This window comes from Candidatus Pseudomonas phytovorans, assembly GCA_029202525.1.
In the GTDB taxonomy this organism is placed as follows: Bacteria; Pseudomonadota; Gammaproteobacteria; order Pseudomonadales; family Pseudomonadaceae; genus Aquipseudomonas; species Aquipseudomonas phytovorans.
Map to the genome: position 1 here is coordinate 1,846,535 of CP119325.1, position 16,219 is coordinate 1,862,753.

General features: G+C 62.3%; 14 protein-coding genes. 7 read left to right on the plus strand and 7 right to left on the minus strand.

Features of this window, described 5'->3' with window-relative positions; genetic code table 11:
• Positions 1-74: 74 nt before the first annotated feature.
• From P0Y58_08225 to P0Y58_08245, 5 genes are all read right to left on the minus strand, one after another.
• On the minus strand, positions 75-776 hold the full coding sequence (locus P0Y58_08225) for an ATP-binding cassette domain-containing protein (GenBank protein WEK32175.1): 702 nt from the start codon (positions 774-776) through the stop codon (positions 75-77).
• Complete coding sequence (gene livG / locus P0Y58_08230) at positions 777-1,544, minus strand: high-affinity branched-chain amino acid ABC transporter ATP-binding protein LivG (GenBank protein WEK32176.1); 768 nt, start codon at positions 1,542-1,544, stop codon at positions 777-779.
• Entirely contained in the window at positions 1,541-2,797 is a 1,257-nt protein-coding gene (locus P0Y58_08235; protein ID WEK32177.1) for a high-affinity branched-chain amino acid ABC transporter permease LivM, read from the minus strand. The genes livG and P0Y58_08235 overlap by 4 nt, the downstream gene beginning before the upstream one ends.
• Positions 2,794-3,717 carry a high-affinity branched-chain amino acid ABC transporter permease LivH gene (gene livH / locus P0Y58_08240; GenBank protein ID WEK32178.1) on the minus strand — a complete coding sequence of 308 codons (924 nt, stop codon included), beginning with the start codon at positions 3,715-3,717 and terminating at the stop codon, positions 2,794-2,796. The genes P0Y58_08235 and livH overlap by 4 nt, the downstream gene beginning before the upstream one ends.
• 188 nt (positions 3,718-3,905) lie before the next feature.
• Positions 3,906-5,021 carry a branched-chain amino acid ABC transporter substrate-binding protein gene (locus P0Y58_08245; GenBank protein ID WEK32179.1) on the minus strand — a complete coding sequence of 372 codons (1,116 nt, stop codon included), beginning with the start codon at positions 5,019-5,021 and terminating at the stop codon, positions 3,906-3,908.
• Between the two features lie 359 nt (positions 5,022-5,380).
• On the opposite strand from P0Y58_08245, the gene P0Y58_08250 reads away from it, so the two are divergent.
• Positions 5,381-5,692, plus strand: a complete 312-nt coding sequence (locus P0Y58_08250) for a DUF2288 domain-containing protein (GenBank protein ID WEK32180.1) — start codon at positions 5,381-5,383, stop codon at positions 5,690-5,692.
• 170 nt (positions 5,693-5,862) lie between these two features.
• On the plus strand, positions 5,863-6,750 hold the full coding sequence (locus tag P0Y58_08255; protein ID WEK32181.1) for an NAD(P)-dependent oxidoreductase: 888 nt from the start codon (positions 5,863-5,865) through the stop codon (positions 6,748-6,750).
• Here P0Y58_08255 and P0Y58_08260 read toward each other — a convergent pair.
• Together P0Y58_08260 and rapA are read right to left on the minus strand one after the other, a co-directional pair.
• Positions 6,650-8,914 (minus strand): EAL domain-containing protein, encoded by a 2,265-nt coding sequence (locus tag P0Y58_08260; protein ID WEK32182.1) that lies wholly within the window; start codon positions 8,912-8,914, stop codon positions 6,650-6,652. The two genes, P0Y58_08255 and P0Y58_08260, sit on opposite strands and share 101 nt — an antisense overlap.
• Before the next feature lie 297 nt (positions 8,915-9,211).
• Positions 9,212-12,058 (minus strand): RNA polymerase-associated protein RapA, encoded by a 2,847-nt coding sequence (gene rapA / locus P0Y58_08265; protein WEK32183.1) that lies wholly within the window; start codon positions 12,056-12,058, stop codon positions 9,212-9,214.
• Between the two features lie 162 nt (positions 12,059-12,220).
• On the opposite strand from rapA, the gene P0Y58_08270 reads away from it, so the two are divergent.
• From P0Y58_08270 to P0Y58_08290, 5 genes are all read left to right on the plus strand, one after another.
• Positions 12,221-12,916: a hypothetical protein gene (locus P0Y58_08270; protein ID WEK32184.1), complete on the plus strand. Its 696-nt coding sequence runs from the start codon at positions 12,221-12,223 to the stop codon at positions 12,914-12,916.
• 63 nt (positions 12,917-12,979) lie between these two features.
• A complete protein-coding gene (locus tag P0Y58_08275; protein ID WEK32185.1) occupies positions 12,980-13,309 on the plus strand; it encodes an aspartate-semialdehyde dehydrogenase in 330 nt (109 codons plus the stop codon).
• 67 nt (positions 13,310-13,376) lie between these two features.
• Entirely contained in the window at positions 13,377-13,538 is a 162-nt protein-coding gene (locus P0Y58_08280; GenBank protein ID WEK32186.1) for a hypothetical protein, read from the plus strand.
• A 494-nt stretch (positions 13,539-14,032) separates the two neighbouring features.
• Positions 14,033-16,021 carry an FUSC family protein gene (locus tag P0Y58_08285; protein ID WEK32187.1) on the plus strand — a complete coding sequence of 663 codons (1,989 nt, stop codon included), beginning with the start codon at positions 14,033-14,035 and terminating at the stop codon, positions 16,019-16,021.
• Positions 16,008-16,214: a DUF1656 domain-containing protein gene (locus P0Y58_08290; protein WEK32188.1), complete on the plus strand. Its 207-nt coding sequence runs from the start codon at positions 16,008-16,010 to the stop codon at positions 16,212-16,214. Before P0Y58_08285 ends, P0Y58_08290 begins: the two co-directional genes overlap by 14 nt.
• Positions 16,215-16,219: the final 5 nt, after the last annotated feature.

Here is a 16,219-nt window from a genome sequence, read left to right on the forward strand (position 1 = left end):
ACGCAGGGTGTGCGGGGATCACAAGTCATACACATTCAGCAGGCATGAAAAAGGGCCCGAAGGCCCTTTCCCGATCAACCGCCCAGGTACGCGTCGCGCACCTTCGGGTCAGTCAACAATGCTTCACCCGTCCCTTGCATCACCACCCGGCCGTTCTCCAGCACATACGCCCGGTCAGCGACCTTCAGCGCCTGGTTGGCGTTCTGCTCCACCAGGAACACTGTCACGCCATCGCGGCGCAACTGTTCGATGATGTCGAAAATCTGCTGGATGATGATCGGCGCCAGGCCCAGCGAAGGTTCGTCGAGCAGCAGCAGCTTGGGTTTGCTCATCAGCGCCCGGCCAATAGCAAGCATTTGCTGCTCGCCACCGGACATGGTACCGCCTCGCTGGATGTAACGTTCCTTCAGGCGCGGGAACAGCTGCAGCACCTTGTCCAGCTGCTCCTGGTAATCGCCCTTGTCGGTGAAGAAACCGCCCATGGCCAGGTTTTCCTCGACGGTCAGGCGGGCGAACACGCGGCGGCCTTCCGGCACCACGGCGATGCTCTTGCGCATGATGTGCGAGGACGGCTGGCCGACCAGTTCTTCACCCAGGTACTTGATGCTGCCACTATGCGCCTGCGGCGAGCCGCAGAGGGTCATCAGCAAGGTCGACTTGCCGGCACCGTTGGCGCCGATCAGGGTGACGATCTCGCCCTGGTTGATCTCCACGTTGACGCTGTGCAACGCCTGGATCTTGCCGTAGAAGGTGGAAACGTTTTCGAACTTCAGCATTTACGCTTCCCCCAGGTAGGCTTTGATCACATCAGGGTTGTCGCGGATCTCTTCCGGCGTGCCGTGGGCCAGGGGGGTGCCCTGGTTGATCACCACGATATGGTCGGAAATGCTCATCACCAGCTTCATGTCGTGCTCGATCAGCAGCACGGTGACGTTGTGCGACTCACGCAGGTAGGCGATCAGTGCCTTGAGGTCTTCGGTTTCTTTCGGGTTCAGGCCCGCTGCCGGTTCGTCGAGCATGATGATGCGCGGCTGGGTCATCATGCAGCGGGCGATTTCCAGCCGGCGTTGCTGGCCGTAGGCGAGGGTGCCGGCGGTACGGTTGGCGAACTCGGTCAGGTTGACCTTCTCCAGCCAATACTGCGCGCGTTCCATGGCCTCCTTCTCGCTGCGGCGGAAGCTCGGGGTCTTGAACAGGCCGGCGAAGAAGTTGGTGTTCAGGTGGCGGTGCTGGGCAATCAGCAGGTTTTCCAGTGCAGTCATTTCCTTGAACAGGCGCACGTTCTGGAAAGTCCGCACCACGCCCTTGCGGGCGATCTGGTGGCCGGCCAGGCCCTGGATCGGCTGGCCATCGAGCAGGATGGTGCCGCCGCTGGGCTTGTAGAAGCCGGTCAGGCAGTTGAATACGGTGGTTTTGCCGGCGCCGTTCGGGCCGATCAGCGCCACCACTTGTTTTTCCTTGACGGTCAGGGCCACGCCGTTGACCGCCAACAAGCCACCGAAGCGCATGCTCAGGCCGCTGACTTGCAGAATTTCACGGCTCATCGATGCAGCTCCATGTGGGGACGTTGCATAGGCAGCAGGCCTTGCGGACGCCAGATCATCATCAACACCATCAGCGCACCGAACATCAGCATCCGGTATTCGCTGAACTCACGCATCAGCTCCGGTAGCAGGATCATCACGATGGCCGCGAGGATCACGCCCAGTTGTGAGCCCATGCCGCCGAGCACGACGATGGCGAGGATGATTGCCGACTCGATGAAGGTGAACGACTCCGGCGTCACCAGCCCTTGGCGGGCAGCGAAGAAGCTGCCGGCGAAACCGGCGAAGCAGGCACCGAGGGTGAAGGCCGAAAGCTTGATGATGGTCGGGTTCAGGCCCAGCGCACGGCAGGCGATCTCGTCCTCACGCAGGGCTTCCCAGGCACGGCCGATCGGCATGCGCAGCAGGCGGTTGATCACGAACAGCGCCAGCAGGGCCAGCAGCAGGGCCACCAGGTAAAGGAAGATGACCTTGTTGATCGAGTTGTATTCCAGCCCGAAGAACTCGTGGAAGGTCTGCATACCCTCGGCAGCACGGCGTTCGAAGGTCAGGCCGAAGAACTCCGGCTTGGGGATGTTGCTGATGCCGTTGGGGCCGCCGGTCCAGTCGGTGAGGTTGCGCAGGAACAGGCGGATGATCTCGCCGAAGCCGAGGGTCACGATCGCCAGATAGTCACCGCGCAGGCGCAGCACCGGGAAGCCAAGCAGGAAGCCGAAGGTGGCGGCCATCAGGCCGGCGATCGGCAGGCACACCCAGAAGCTCCAGCCCAGGTAGTGCGAGAGCATGGCGTAGCTGTAGGCACCGACGGCGTAGAAGCCCACGTAACCGAGGTCGAGCAGGCCCGCCAGGCCGACCACGATGTTCAGGCCCAGGCCCAGCAACACGTAGATCAGGATCAGCGTGGCAATGTCGACCGCACCGCGCGAGCCGAAGAACGGCCACACCAGTGCCGCAACGATCAGACCAATGATCACATAGCGCTGGGTCTTGGGCAGGGTCAGGTAGTTGCTGACGGCCGGTGGGATCAGCTTGCGATCCGAACGGCGGCCCATTACCGAACTCCACTGCTTGTCGAACAGCACACGCAGGAACATCAGTACCGAGCACACGGCAATGATGCTGATGGTGAACGAACCCTGGCTGTGCACGACCAGGCTGATGCCGTCGATGCTCAGTTTCAGGCCCAGTACCGGAAAGGCCACGGCCCAGACCAGCAAGGCGCTGAAGAACGCCTGTTTGAGATTTTTGTTCATACTTTTTCAACCTCCGGGCGGCCCAGAATGCCGGTCGGCCGGAACAGCAAGACAAGAACCAACAGGCCGAATGCCACAACGTCCTTGTACTGGTCGCCGAAGATGTCGGCGCCAAAGGCTTCGGCCACGCCCAGCACCAGCCCGCCGAGCATGGCGCCCGGGATGCTGCCGATGCCACCCAGCACCGCCGCGGTAAAGGCCTTCAGGCCCACCAGGAAACCGGCGTTAGGGTTGATCACCCCGTACTGCATGCTCAGCAGCACGGCCGCCACGGCTGCCAGGGCGGCACCGATGACGAAGGTGAGGGCGATGATGTTGTTGGTGTTGATGCCCAGCAGGTTGGCCATCTTGATGTCCTCGGCGCAGGCGCGGCAGGCGCGGCCCAGGCGGGAACGGGAGATGAACAGGGTGAGCAGGGTCATGGCTACCAGGGTGACCACGAACACCAGGATCTGCATGTAGCTGATCAGGACTTCTTCAGCACCGCCCGGCCCGAACGAGAAGCTGCCGGGGATCAGGTTGGGGATGGATTTATCCTTGGAGTCTTGCGACAGCAAAACCGTGTTCTGCAGGAAAATCGACATGCCGATGGCGGAAATCAGCGGGATCAGGCGATTGCTGTTACGCAAGGGGCGGTAGGCAACCCGTTCGATGCTGTAGCCATAGGCACTGGTGACGAATATCGTCGCGACGAAGGCAACGGTCATCAGGATCGGCAGCGAATGGATACCCATCATGGCCAGGCCCGCCAGGGCGATGAAGGCCACATAGGAACCGATCATGTACACCTCGCCGTGGGCGAAGTTGATCATGCCAATGATGCCGTACACCATCGTGTAACCGATGGCGATCAAGGCATAGGTGCTGCCGATGGTCAATCCATTAACCAGTTGTTGGAAGAAATGGTAGATCTCAGGCATTACAGCGCTCCTAAAAACCTGATTTGCATTTCGCTGGCGGGGGTAAGGCCAGGAAACCGCGGGTGACGGTTTTAAGATTTTCAGGTGGGCCTGCCCCCGGATCGCGGGGATCTGGCCCATGAACCTCGTAAAACAAAGCCCACTGCTCGCACAGTGGGCTTTTTACGGTCAGCTATTTAGTCACGCAGTTACTGAGGGGAGACTTCGGTCTTCGGCTTGCCGAAGTGCCATTCGTAGACAACGAACTTGAAGTCTTTCAGGTCGCCTTTGGCGTCGTAGGACAGGTCGCCGGTCGGCGTCTTGAAAGTACCGTCATGGATGGCTTCGGCCACCTTGGCAGTGTCTTCGGACTTGGCGGCCTTGATGCCCTGGGCGATCAGTTCGACAGCCGAGTAGGCAGGGAACACGAACGGGCCACTTGGATCCTTGCCGTCAGCCTTGATGGCGTCAGCGATCTTCTTGTTCGCCGGGTCGGCATCGAACGACTTCGGCAGGGTAACCAGCAGGCCTTCAGAAGCGCCCTGGGCGATCTGCGAGATCGAGTCGTTACCCACGCCCTCTGGGCCCATGAACTTGGCTTTGAGGCCCTTTTCCTGTGCCTGGCGCAGGATCAGGCCCAGCTCCGGGTGGTAGCCGCCGTAGTAGACGAAGTCGACGTTGTTCTGCTTGAGCTTCTGGATGATCGAGGAGAAGTCTTTGTCGCCAGCGTTCAGGCCTTCAAACACGGCAACCTTGGTGCCTTTCTTCTCGAGGGTTTGCTTGACTGCGGTGGCGATGCCTTCACCGTATTGCTGCTTGTCATGCAGCACGGCAACCACCTTCGGTTTGACGTGGTCGGCGATGTAGTTGCCGGCGGCCGGGCCCTGGGCGCTGTCCAGGCCGATAGTGCGGAAGATCAGCTTGTAGCCACGGGCGGTGATTTCCGGCGAGGTGGCGGCCGGGGTGATCATGATCACGCCTTCGTCTTCGTAGATGTCGGACGCAGGCTGGGTGGAGCTGGAGCACAGGTGGCCGATGACGAACTTGACGCCGTCGTTGACCACTTTGTTGGCGACTGCCACGGCCTGTTTAGGGTCGCACGCGTCGTCGTATTCCTTGGCTTCGAGCATCTTGCCATCGACGCCGCCCGCGGCGTTGATATCCTTGATGGCTTGCTTGGCGCCGATGAACTGCATGTCGCCGTACTGGGTCACAGGACCCGTCTTCGGACCGGCGATGCCGATCTTGATGGTATCGGCGGCAAACGAATGGCTGGCTACCCCGGCCAGTACCATTGCGGCGAACAGCTTGGAAATCTTGATCATAGTGCTCCACTCATTCTGTTGTAATTCTTATAGTCCTGGCGGCCAGGGCTACAGACCGGGCGGGATTTGCGGCGTGGCCATGCCAACGCGCAAGCCCACCTTCCCCCGGAACATGTCCCGGAACTGTACCGGTACAGTGTAGAGCGCTGTTCGAGCGCTTGAAAAGCGGTCAAAAAGTGCCTGTTTCCTGGGTTGTCGCTTGTTCGACAGAAAGATACAAAAAGGCGCCATCAAATTGCCTGTATCTGCGACCCCGCCCCACAAGTTCGGGGTCAATCGACCAAATTACATATTTGAAACCGGGTTTTTCTGCAAAAATGCCGGCCTTTTTTATTGGCCGATTTTTGCGGATACCACCCATGACTGATCAAACAAGCACCCTCTATGCCAAATTGCTTGGCGAGACGGCAATCATCGAGTGGAAAGCGCTGGAGCGTTTCTGGGCCAAGGGTGACCTGATTTGGGTCGACCCCAGCCTGGACCTGATCACCGTTGCCGAGGCGATGGCCGAGAATCGCGGCGAGATCTTCGCCAAGTGGCGTAGTGATGGCACTGTTGGGCCGGTGTCGGCCGAGCAGGCACTGGACCTGCAAAGCCGCGATCCAGAGATCTGGGCGGTGGTGGTTTCGCCGTTCATCGTTATTCAGGTGAAGCCTGCGGCTCAGGTGTGATCGTTTTTGGTGCGCAAAAATGCACAGCAGCCCCGTTTTGGTGCTTGAAGGCGTTCAAGGCGGGTAGAGGTAAGTAACAATTCGGCGTGGCGGTAACAGTTTACGGGATGCGTAATGTATTCACCGTTCTTGCCAGCCTGGAAAACAATTCGAATAGTCAGGAGTCATCAATGAGCACTGCACTACCTTCGCTTGGATTCGCCGGGATCGGCCTGATGGGCCTGCCCATGTGCCGACGCCTGTTGGCTGCGGGGTACCCGCTGACCGTGTGGAACCGCAGCCCGGACAAGTGCGCCGCGCTGGTCGCAGCCGGCGCGCGCCTTGCCAACAGCCCCGCCGAACTGAGCCAGAGCAGCGACATGGTCCTGCTGTGCCTGGCCGACACGGCTGTGGTGCGTGAGGTGGTGTTTGGCGAGAAAGGCATTGCCCAAGGTGGGCGCAGTGGCCAGTTGCTGATCGATTTCTCCAGCCTGGAACCCACCGCCACCCGTGAAATGGCCGCCGAGCTTGCGGTGCTGTGCGGCATGGCCTGGCTCGATGCCCCAGTGTCCGGCGGCACGCCAGGTGCCGAGGCCGGAACCCTGGCGATCATGGTGGGCGGTGAAGCGGCCGACCTGGAACGCGCACGTCCAGTGCTGCGGGTGCTGGGCCAGCGCGTGACACACATGGGGGCAGTGGGCGCGGGGCAGGTGACAAAGGCCTGCAACCAGATGATCGTGGCGTGCAATGCCCTGGTGATCGCCGAAGTGGTGGCGCTGGCCGAACAGTCCGGCGTGGACGCAACGCTGATCGCCGAAGCGCTGGCCGGTGGTTTTGCCGATTCCAGGCCGCTGCAGATCCTTGCGCCACAAATGGCTGAAAGCCGTTTCGAGCCGATCAAGTGGCACGTGCGTACGCTGCTCAAGGACCTCGATGGCGCGGTCAGGTTTTCCCGCGAGCAAGGTTCGGCGACACCGCTCAGTGGCCTCGCCGCGCAGCTGATGCGCCTGCACGGTAGCCAGGGTTACCTGCAAAAAGATCCGGCGACCCTTGTAGAACTGTACCGCAACAAGGTCTGAGTACATCGCTTTGGCTCTGCAGCCGCTCCAGTAGCGGCCGCAGGTCGGCCAGCGGTACCGGGCGCCCCAGCAGGTACCCCTGCAGGTAGTCACAGCCATGGGTTTCAAGGAATGCCTGCTGTTCGACGGTTTCCACGCCTTCGCTGACTACCTGTAGGTGCAGGGTGTGCGCCATGACGATGATCGCCTGGACGATCTCGCGGTCTTTCTGACTGCCCGGCACGTCCTGCAGAAAGGTGCGGTCGATCTTCAGTACGTCCAGCGGCAGGCGCTTGAGGTAGGCCAGTGAAGAGTAGCCAGTGCCGAAGTCGTCGATCGACAACGCCACGCCCAGCGCACGAACGCGCTTGAGCAGGTTGACGGTACGCTGGATATCACCCATCAGGGCGTTTTCGGTCACCTCCAGCTCCAGGTACCGGGGCGCGAGGCCGGTGTGAACTAGCGCCTTCTCCACCTCAATGGGCAGTTCGTCGTGGCTAAGGGTTACTGCCGAGCAATTGACCGTCACCTTGATGTCGCCATAACCGTGGCGCTGCAGATGTTTCAGGTCGGCACAGGCGTGGCGCATCACCCACAGATCAAGGTCGATGATCAGGCCGTTGGCTTCAGCAATGCCGATGAAGCGGTCGGGCCCCAGCAGGCCGTGCTGCGGGTGATGCCAGCGCACCAGGGCTTCAAGCTTGGCGACCTGCCCGCTGCGCATGTCGAAGATGGGCTGGTAATGCACGCACAAGCCACGCTCTTCGAGCAGGGCCAGGCGCAGTTCTTCTTCCAGTTGCAAGGCGAGGGAGGCCCGGGTTTTCAGGTTTTCGTTGAAAAAGTGCAGGCTGTTACGTCCACTGTCCTTGGACTGGTAAAGGGCCAGGTCTGCATGCTTGAGCAATTCTTCGGCGTTGGTGCCGTCGTCGGGGAAGATGCTCACGCCAATGCTGGTGGTCATGACCATGCGCCGACCACCCAGGTCGATGGGCTCTTTCATCCGTTGCATGATGCGCTGTGCCAGGTGGCGGGCTTCGTCACAGTTGCCGAGGCTGGTGACCACGCAGAACTCGTCGCCGCCCAGGCGTGCGACCAGGTCCTGATGGCGGGTGGCGGCCTTGATGTGATTGGCGATCACTTTGAGCAGTTCGTCGCCAGCGTCGTGGCCAAGGCTGTCGTTGATGCGCTTGAAATGGTCGATGTCGAGGAACATCACCGCCAGGCGGTTTTCAGTGGCCTGGTGGTCGGCCAGGCGCTCGGCGAACACCTGATTGAAACCACGGCGGTTGATCAGGTTGGTCAGGGCATCGTAGTGCGCCGCCTGCTGCAGTGAGGCGCGGGCCTGGTCCAGTTGGCTGAGCAGTACGCTGACCCGGCGCAGGTCGTGTTCCTTGCTTTGCAGTTTCTTGTCGGCCAGTGCGGCGCTGATACTGGCGCCACTGATCAACAGGGTAATGAAACCGATGCCCAGCCCCAGTTGCAGGCTGTTATCGCCAGAGGGCAGGCGCAGTGCCGTATCGGCCGGGATCACCAGGGTCATGGCCGTCATGGCGGTGAAATGGGTGGCGACGATACCCCCGGCGATCAGCAGGCTGGCGCCGTACTTCATGGCCTGTTGCAGGGTGCCGCTGCCATGGCGCAAGTACCGGGCCAGGCACAACGCAGCCAGGCTGGTGAGCAGGGCGATGGCGGCAGAGGCCAGCAGCAGGCCAGTCTGGTAATACTGATGGGCGCCGGTTTCCATCGCGGCCATGCCGACAAAGTGCATGAGGATAATGCCCAGGCCGATCAGTAGTGCGCTTAGCAGGTAATGATGCGCGCGCATGTGGCGGCGGTCGAGACTGTGCATGGTCGCCCAGCCGACGGCCAAGGCTATGAGCAGCGAAATAATGGTCAGGGAAACGTCGTAGTGCACCTCCACCGGGGCCTGGAAGGCCAGCATGCTGATGAAGTGCATGGCCCAGATGCCACCGGCCAGGCAGCAGGCGCCAAGCATGTGCCATTGTCGGTGGGCCGTGGGGTCTTCGCTTTGGGCGTGGCGCTCGGCCATGTCCAGGGTCGCGAAGCAAGCCGCGCAGGCAACGAAGTAGGCGAGTAGAACCAGAAACGGTTCATGGCGGCAATCGATAACGATGCGCCCGGTTGCCGGAACATCGGCGAACAGTTGCAGCCCCAGCCATTCCATTGAGTGCCCCATGATCGAGTTTTCACTCGTCTGCGCTACAACCCTGTGCAGACTGTCCAGAGGCAGTATAGGAAGAGGTGTTTAAGCCTTCCTGAATAATGGCACATTGATTTCTACGATTTGGTTATCAACCTAATCGCAGTCAGGAATATGGATTTGGGCCGTTGTGCGATCCCTGTGGGAGCGGGCGTGCCCGCGAAGAATCCAACGCGGTGGATGACACCGGCTTCGCCGGTGTTTGCGGCGGTTCGACGCCTTGACACGCCCGCTCCCACAAGGGGAGCGGTTCCTGATTGCTTAGCCAGCCACCAGTACGCGAATGGCCTCCAGGCGCAAGGCAGCCTTGTCCAGCATCGCCAGGCCATCTTCACGCTGCTTGCGCAGGGCGTCGATTTCGCTGTCGCGCACGCTCGGGTTCACCGCTTGCAGTGCCACCAGGCGGGCCAGTTCCTCGTCGGCCTCAGCCGCCAGGCGGCGCTGGGCTTCGGCGACGCGCTCGACGTGAGTCGGCATGATCTTCTCTTCACCGCCGCTGATGCGCTTGGCCAGCACATCTCGCTGGGCCTGGACGAACTTGTTGGCGCTGGCGCGCGGCACGCTTTCAAGCTGCTCGTTGAGGGTTTCGAAGGCCACGCGGGAAGCCAGGTCGTTGCCGTTGGCGTCGAGCAGGCAGCGCAGTGCCGCAGGCGGCAGGTAGCGGCCCAGTTGCAGGCTGCGTGGTGCTACCACTTCGCTGACGAACAGCAATTCAAGCAGTACGGTGCCCGGCTTGAGCGCTTTGTTCTTGATCAGCGCCACCGCGGTGTTGCCCATCGAACCGGACAACACCAGGTCCATGCCGCCCTGCACCATCGGGTGCTCCCAGGTGAGGAACTGCATGTCCTCACGCGACAGCGCCTGGGCACGGTCGTAGGTGATGGTCACGCCTTCGTCATCGCCCAGCGGGAAGCTGGCATCGAGCATCTTTTCGCTCGGCTTGAGGATCAGGGCGTTCTCGGAATGGTCTTCGCTGTCGATGCCGAAGGCGTCAAACAGGGTTTCCATGTAGATCGGCAGGGCAAACTGGTCATCCTGTTCGAGAATGTCCTCGACCAGCGCCTGGCCTTCGCCGGCACCGCCGGAGTTGAGCTCCAGCAGGCGGTCACGGCCAGTGTGCAGTTCGGCTTCCAGGCGTTCGCGCTCGCTGCGGGCGTCAGCCACCAGGGTATCCCAGGCCTTGCTGTCGCTACCTTCAAGCAACGGCAGCAGGCGCGGGCCGAACCGGTGCTGAAGGGCGTTGCCGGTAGGGCAGGTATTGAGGAAGGCGTTGAGGCCTTCGTGGTACCACTGGAACAGGCGCTCTTGCGGGCTGTCCTGCAGGTACGGGATGTGCAACTGGATGGTGTGCTTCTGGCCGATCCGGTCCAGGCGGCCGATGCGCTGTTCGAGCAGGTCCGGGTGCGCTGGCAGGTCGAACATCACCAGGTGGTGGGCGAACTGGAAGTTACGGCCTTCGCTGCCGATCTCGGAGCAGATCAGCACTTGCGCACCGAACTCTTCATCGGCGAAGTAGGCGGCGGCGCGGTCGCGCTCAAGGATGTTCATGCCTTCATGGAACACCGAGGCCGGAATGCCGGAGCGCACACGCAGGGCGTCTTCCAGGTCCATGGCGGTTTCGGCGTGGGCGCAGATCACCAGTACCTTGGTGCGCTTGAGCATCTTCAGGGTGTCGATCAGCCAGTCGACGCGAGGGTCGAAACGCCACCAGCGCTCGTCGTCAGCCACATCACCCTGGGCCTGGAAGGCAACTTCCGGGTACAGCTCGGCGTGCTCGCCGGCTGGCAGGTCGCGGTACTGCTCGGGTGTGGCCAACGGGTAAGGGTGCAGCTGGCGCTCAGGGAAGCCCTGGATCGCCGCGCGGGTGTTACGGAACAGGACGCGGCCGGTGCCGTGGCGGTCCAGCAGTTCGCGGATCAGGCGAGCGCTGGCCTGGCTGTCGCCGTCGTTGACCGCGGCCAGCAGGGCTTCGCCTTCGGCACCCAGGAAGCCCTGGATGGTGGCGTGGGCCTTGGGCGACAGGCGGCCTTCTTCAAGCAGTTCCTGAACGGCTTCGGCTACCGGGCGATAGTGTTCGCTTTCGGCACGGAAGGCTGCCAGGTCGTGGAAGCGGTTGGGGTCGAGCAGGCGCAGGCGGGCGAAGTGGCTGTCCTGGCCAAGTTGCTCGGGGGTGGCGGTGAGCAGCAGCACGCCCGGGATCACTTGGGCCAGTTGCTCGACCAGGCCGTATTCGGCGCTGACCTGGTCTTCGTGCCAGACCAGGTGGTGGGCCTCGTCGACGACCATCAGGTCCCAGCCAGCGGCAAACAGTGCGTCCTGGGCCTTTTCGTCGTCGACCAGCCACTCCAGGGCAACCAGCGCCAGCTGGGCATCCTCGAACGGGTTGCTGGCGTCGCTTTCGATAAAGCGCTCGGCATCGAACAGGGCGACCTGCAGGTTGAAGCGGCGGCGCATTTCCACCAGCCACTGGTGCTGGAGGTTTTCCGGCACCAGGATCAGCACGCGGCTGGCGCGGCCCGACAGCAGCTGGCGGTGGATCACCAGGCCGGCCTCGATGGTTTTACCCAGGCCCACTTCGTCGGCCAGCAGTACCCGCGGGGCGCTGCGGTCGGCGACTTCGCGAGCGATGTGCAACTGGTGGGCGATGGGTTGCGCGCGGCAGCCGCCCAGGCCCCACAGCGCCGACTGCATCTGCTTGCTGTTGTGCTGCAGGGTGTTGTAGCGCAGGCTGAACCACGACAGCGTGTCGATCTGCCCGGCGAACAACCGGTCACTGGCCAGGCGGAACTGGATGAAGTTCGACAGCTGGGTTTCTGGCAGGGTACGCGGCTGGTTCTGCCCGTCCAGGCCGTGGTAGACCATCAGCCCGTCGATGTCATCGACCTCGCGCACGGTCAGCTTCCAGCCCTCGAAGTGGGTGATCTGGTCACCTGGCGAGAAGCGCACGCGGGTCAGCGGCGCGTTGCGCAGGGAATACTGGCGGGTTTCGCCAGTGGCCGGGTAGAGCACGGTCAACAGGCGGCCATCCTGCGCCAGGATGGTACCCAGGCCGAGCTCTGCTTCGCTGTCGCTGATCCAGCGTTGCCCCGGTTGATACTGCTGCGCCATACTGCCTGAACTCCCGCGATGAAAAAGCCGATTATGTTAACGGATCGGCCGGTCAGACCAAAGTGCGAACGCACCGAAAGGTGCCGAACGACAACAGGAAGTTAGTCAGTCTAGCCGTTTCATCGCCTCGTACCGTGCAGCTGACGAGGGCCCCGGATCAAGATGTCTGCCAAGCACCGCTGGATCAGCGCCTCCATGGCCGTGGGCAGCCTGTTGCTGCTGGCCGCCTGCGAGCAGAAAAACTTCGAGACCTTGTCTGCTATCCCGACGGAGCAGCTTGAGGTACTGGGCGTGCAGACGCCGATCAAGAGCGTGCACTTTCGTGACCGCGACGGTGAAGGCCTGTTGGTACTGAGCCGCAGCGATGGCCAGGCCAGCGATCCGGAAAGCGAGCAGGAGGTGGACAAGGTGGTACTCAAGGCCACCTTGTACGGGCGCACTGGCGCAAGCGATGCCTTCAAGGCGCGCTGGCAGATCGAGCAGGAAACCACCTGCCCGGGGCTGGACCTGGATGTGGACTTCTACAACGACGTCAGTGATGTCAGCGACCTTAACAAGGACGGAGTAGCCGAGGTGACGGTGGCCAGCCATGCCTTCTGTGGCGGTGGCATCGACCCGCACGACATCGCCATCGAAATGCGCGAAGGCCAGGCCAGTTACACCATCACTGGTCAGTCGCTGATCAGCCCGGCGGGTGAAGAGCCGATCGGCGGCGATCGTGATGATAGCGCCTCGCTCAAAACCGCGCCGCAGGTGTTGCGCGATCATATGGATGCAGTCTGGCAGCAGGTTTACAAGCGGCCCTGGAGCGAAGCCAGCCCGCCAAGCGACGACGACCCTGACGAAGAAACCGAGTAATTGTTGTCCATGACATCAAGGTAAACCCGCGCCTGCCGATACAGGGGGCATAGGAGAACGCCCATGCTGCCGCCCATCATACCGCTCAGCGCCGCCCCGGTGACTTCGCAACAGGACCCGGTCAAGCCAACCCCCGACATCAAGCCGGTGGTGCCGACACAGCCTGCGTCCGGCGAAAGTGCCATCGACCTCAAGCAGCAGCGCGACCCGCAGGAGCAGGCGCTGTTGCTGCGCGATGAGCAGCGACGCCAGCAGCAACGTCGCAAGCAGGGCAACCAGGGCCGCTACAGTGCGGTGCCAGGTGACGAGGTCAACGCCGACAACACCGTGCCGGTGGCGCCGCTTATGGACGAGCACGTACGCCAGGGGCTGCTGGTGGACATCGAAGTCTGACGCGGGGCTGGTCAGCGCCTGCGCCTGGCTTCATCATGCAAGCCTCAGTTGATCGTCGAGCCCGCCCATGAGCCAAGACAACCTCATCGATTTCGATGCCGAACGCGCCAAGCGTGTTCACGACCTCAAGGAAAAGCGCCTGAACGATATGCGCAACGCGTTCGAGCAGGCCCTTCCATTGAGCACCAGCAAGAAAAAGAAGCCCAAGGGCAAACCGAAGAAGCGCTGAAACTTGACGCAGGTCAACCCTGCACCCGCCTCGCGTGCCCGGCCCCGGGCACCATTGACCCCGATCAATTTTCTCCATCCCCACATTGGTTAACGTGCACCCATCGGACAACGGCAAACGAATGGGGAGGCCGACATGTTCTTCGACAACGTGGTTATCGCCGGTGTGGTAACGGTCGGGTTGATGGTCGCTTTCTTTGCCGGTCTGGGCATATTCATCTGGAAGGACTCGAACAAGCGCAAGCCGCGCTGACCTTTCAGGTACACGAGCACGCAAGGCATTTAGGGCGACTTCGGTCGCCCATTTTTTTTGCCTGGCGTTTGTGTTTGTCTGTACTCGGTGCTTGAGGCCTGTGCAGTACCTGTGGGAGCGGGCGAGCCCGCGAAGAGGCCAGCACATGAAAAGATGATTAGCTAGCTAATTATTCATTTCTACCTTATCCTGCCCACCATTGTCTATCGTTTTACCAAGACCATCCCCGCAAGGTCCGCCTCGTGCCCATCACTCTTCAGGCCCTGTTTGCCCCCAGCAGCCTCGCCCTCAAGTTCGCTTTCAAGACCTTGCTCGGTGGCGGACTGGCGCTGTGGCTGGCGATGCGCTGGGGCCTGGAGCAACCGTCCTGGGCACTGATGACCGCGTTCATCGTTGCCCAGCCACTGTCAGGGATGGTGGTGCAAAAAGGCCTGGCGCGGCTGGCGGGTACCTTGGTCGGCACAGTGATGTCGGTGCTGTTCATCGGCCTGTTCGCCCAGACCCCTGGCCTGTTCCTGATTACCTTGGCGCTGTGGCTGGCGCTGTGCACCGCAGCCTCGACCCAACTGCGCAGCGCCTGGGCCTACGCTTTTGTACTGGCGGGCTACACCGCCGCGATCATTGCCTTGCCAGCCATCGACCACCCGCTGCAAGTGTTCGACCAGGCCGTGGCGCGCTGTACCGAGATCTGTCTGGGCATTGTGTGCGCCACCGCCAGCAGCGCCTTGCTCTGGCCAATGCGGGTGGAGCAGCAATTGGGCGGGCAGGCCCGGCAGGCCTGGCACAACGGCCTGCAGGCGGCCAGTGCCATGCTGGGCGGCGCAGACGAGGCGCGCAAAGGCTTGCTGGACAGCCTTGGGCGTATCGTTGCCATCGACAGCCAGCGTGAGCATGCCTGGTTCGAGGGCAACCGCGGCCGCCAGCGAGCCCGCGCCATTCGTGGCCTGAGCCAGAAGCTGATGGTGCTTTTGCGCATCTCGCGCTCAGTACGCCGGCAGTGGCGACAACTCGATGAGCAGGAGGCCGCGCACCTCGCACACTGGCTGGAAGAGGTTCGTGCGCTACTGGCCAAACCCGACCAGCCCAGCCTGTTGCTGCTGCGCCAACGCATCTGGGATGCCGCCCATGATGAGCAGATCAGTTCGGCGGAGCACTTCTGCCTGGCGCGCATGACCTTGCTGCTGGATTACGCCATGGCCGCCAGCCTGGCGCTGGAGGATGTGGAGGCGGGCAGGGCGCCCAAGGACGTGTCCCAGGGCTTGGCCGCGCACCGCGACTGGTCCCTGGCTTTGTTGTTCGGTTCACGCAGTGCACTGGCCTTTCTGGTGATGAGCGGCTTCTGGCTGGCGACCGCATGGCCTTCGGCGCCGGGTGGCCTGGTGCTGACCTGCGTGGTCTGTAGCCTGTTCGCCAGCCGCGAGAACGGTGCGCAGATCGGCTTGAGCTTTCTGCGTGGGATCTTCCTGGCGATACCGGCGGCGTTTCTGGTCGGGCAGATCCTGCTGCCGCAGTGGAGCAGCTTCGCCATGCTTTGCCTGGCGATGGGCGTGCCGCTGTTTCTCGGCGCGTTGGGCATGGCCCACCCGCGTACCGGGGCCACCGCCACATCCTACTGCCTGCATTTCATTGTGCTGGTGTCCCCGCTCAACGCCATGCAGTTTGGCGTGGCGACCATGCTCAACAGTGCGCTGGCGATGCTGGTAGGGGTATCTGCGGCGGTGATGGCTTTCCGTTTACTGGTGTTCCGTCACCCGGCCTGGCTGGGCAGGCGACTGCGTGCGGCCACCCAGAGCGACCTGGTGCGCCTGACCCGGCGCGACCTGCGCGGTGCCGACAGCTGGTTTGGCGGGCGCATGGCCGACCGCCTGATGCAGCTGGCGCGGCATGCTGGCGAGTTGCCCGAAAGCGAGCGCAAGCGCTGGGATGACGGCCTGCATGGGCTGGATATCGGCGATGAACTGGTGCACCTGCGTATGTGCCTGGCGGTCGCCCAGGCCCCCTTGGGGCGGGCCGAGCGCGAGTACCTGCAGCAGGTAGAGGCGGTGCTGGCCAAAGGGCCGGCCGCCGGGCGTGGGCAGCGCCTGGACGCCGCCAGTGAACAATTCATTGCCGCCGTGCGCCAACTGCCTGCGAGTGACCCGCTGCGGCTGGCCGAAGGTGCGGTGCTGCAATTGCAGAAAAGCTGGAGCAAATGGTGCCGCTGGCAGGAGGACGCCCATGGGGTTGCGTGAATGGGAGGTGGGCGGCGTGCTGCTCAGCCCGTTTCTGCTTTATGTGTTGCTGGCGCTGGTGATCACCGGCGTGTTGCGCCTGGTGGTACAGGCGACGCCGTTAGGGCGCTGGATCTGGCATGAAGCGTTGTTCGACACAGCGCTGTTCGTTTGTGTGTTGTTCCTGGTGGTGAGGCTGCTGGGAGCCTTATAAAGGAG

Excerpts from the sequence above, each read along its gene's own strand:
- P0Y58_08225 (WEK32175.1), bottom strand. The coding sequence starts at position 776 with ATGCTGAAGTTCGAAAACGTTTCCACCTTCTACGGCAAGATCCAGGCG.
- livG (WEK32176.1), bottom strand. The coding sequence starts at position 1,544 with ATGAGCCGTGAAATTCTGCAAGTCAGCGGCCTGAGCATGCGCTTCGGT.
- P0Y58_08235 (WEK32177.1), bottom strand. The coding sequence starts at position 2,797 with ATGAACAAAAATCTCAAACAGGCGTTCTTCAGCGCCTTGCTGGTCTGG.
- livH (WEK32178.1), bottom strand. The coding sequence starts at position 3,717 with ATGCCTGAGATCTACCATTTCTTCCAACAACTGGTTAATGGATTGACC.
- P0Y58_08245 (WEK32179.1), bottom strand. The coding sequence starts at position 5,021 with ATGATCAAGATTTCCAAGCTGTTCGCCGCAATGGTACTGGCCGGGGTA.
- P0Y58_08250 (WEK32180.1), top strand. The coding sequence starts at position 5,381 with ATGACTGATCAAACAAGCACCCTCTATGCCAAATTGCTTGGCGAGACG.
- P0Y58_08255 (WEK32181.1), top strand. The coding sequence starts at position 5,863 with ATGAGCACTGCACTACCTTCGCTTGGATTCGCCGGGATCGGCCTGATG.
- P0Y58_08260 (WEK32182.1), bottom strand. The coding sequence starts at position 8,914 with ATGGAATGGCTGGGGCTGCAACTGTTCGCCGATGTTCCGGCAACCGGG.
- rapA (WEK32183.1), bottom strand. The coding sequence starts at position 12,058 with ATGGCGCAGCAGTATCAACCGGGGCAACGCTGGATCAGCGACAGCGAA.
- P0Y58_08270 (WEK32184.1), top strand. The coding sequence starts at position 12,221 with ATGTCTGCCAAGCACCGCTGGATCAGCGCCTCCATGGCCGTGGGCAGC.
- P0Y58_08275 (WEK32185.1), top strand. The coding sequence starts at position 12,980 with ATGCTGCCGCCCATCATACCGCTCAGCGCCGCCCCGGTGACTTCGCAA.
- P0Y58_08280 (WEK32186.1), top strand. The coding sequence starts at position 13,377 with ATGAGCCAAGACAACCTCATCGATTTCGATGCCGAACGCGCCAAGCGT.
- P0Y58_08290 (WEK32188.1), top strand. The coding sequence starts at position 16,008 with ATGGGGTTGCGTGAATGGGAGGTGGGCGGCGTGCTGCTCAGCCCGTTT.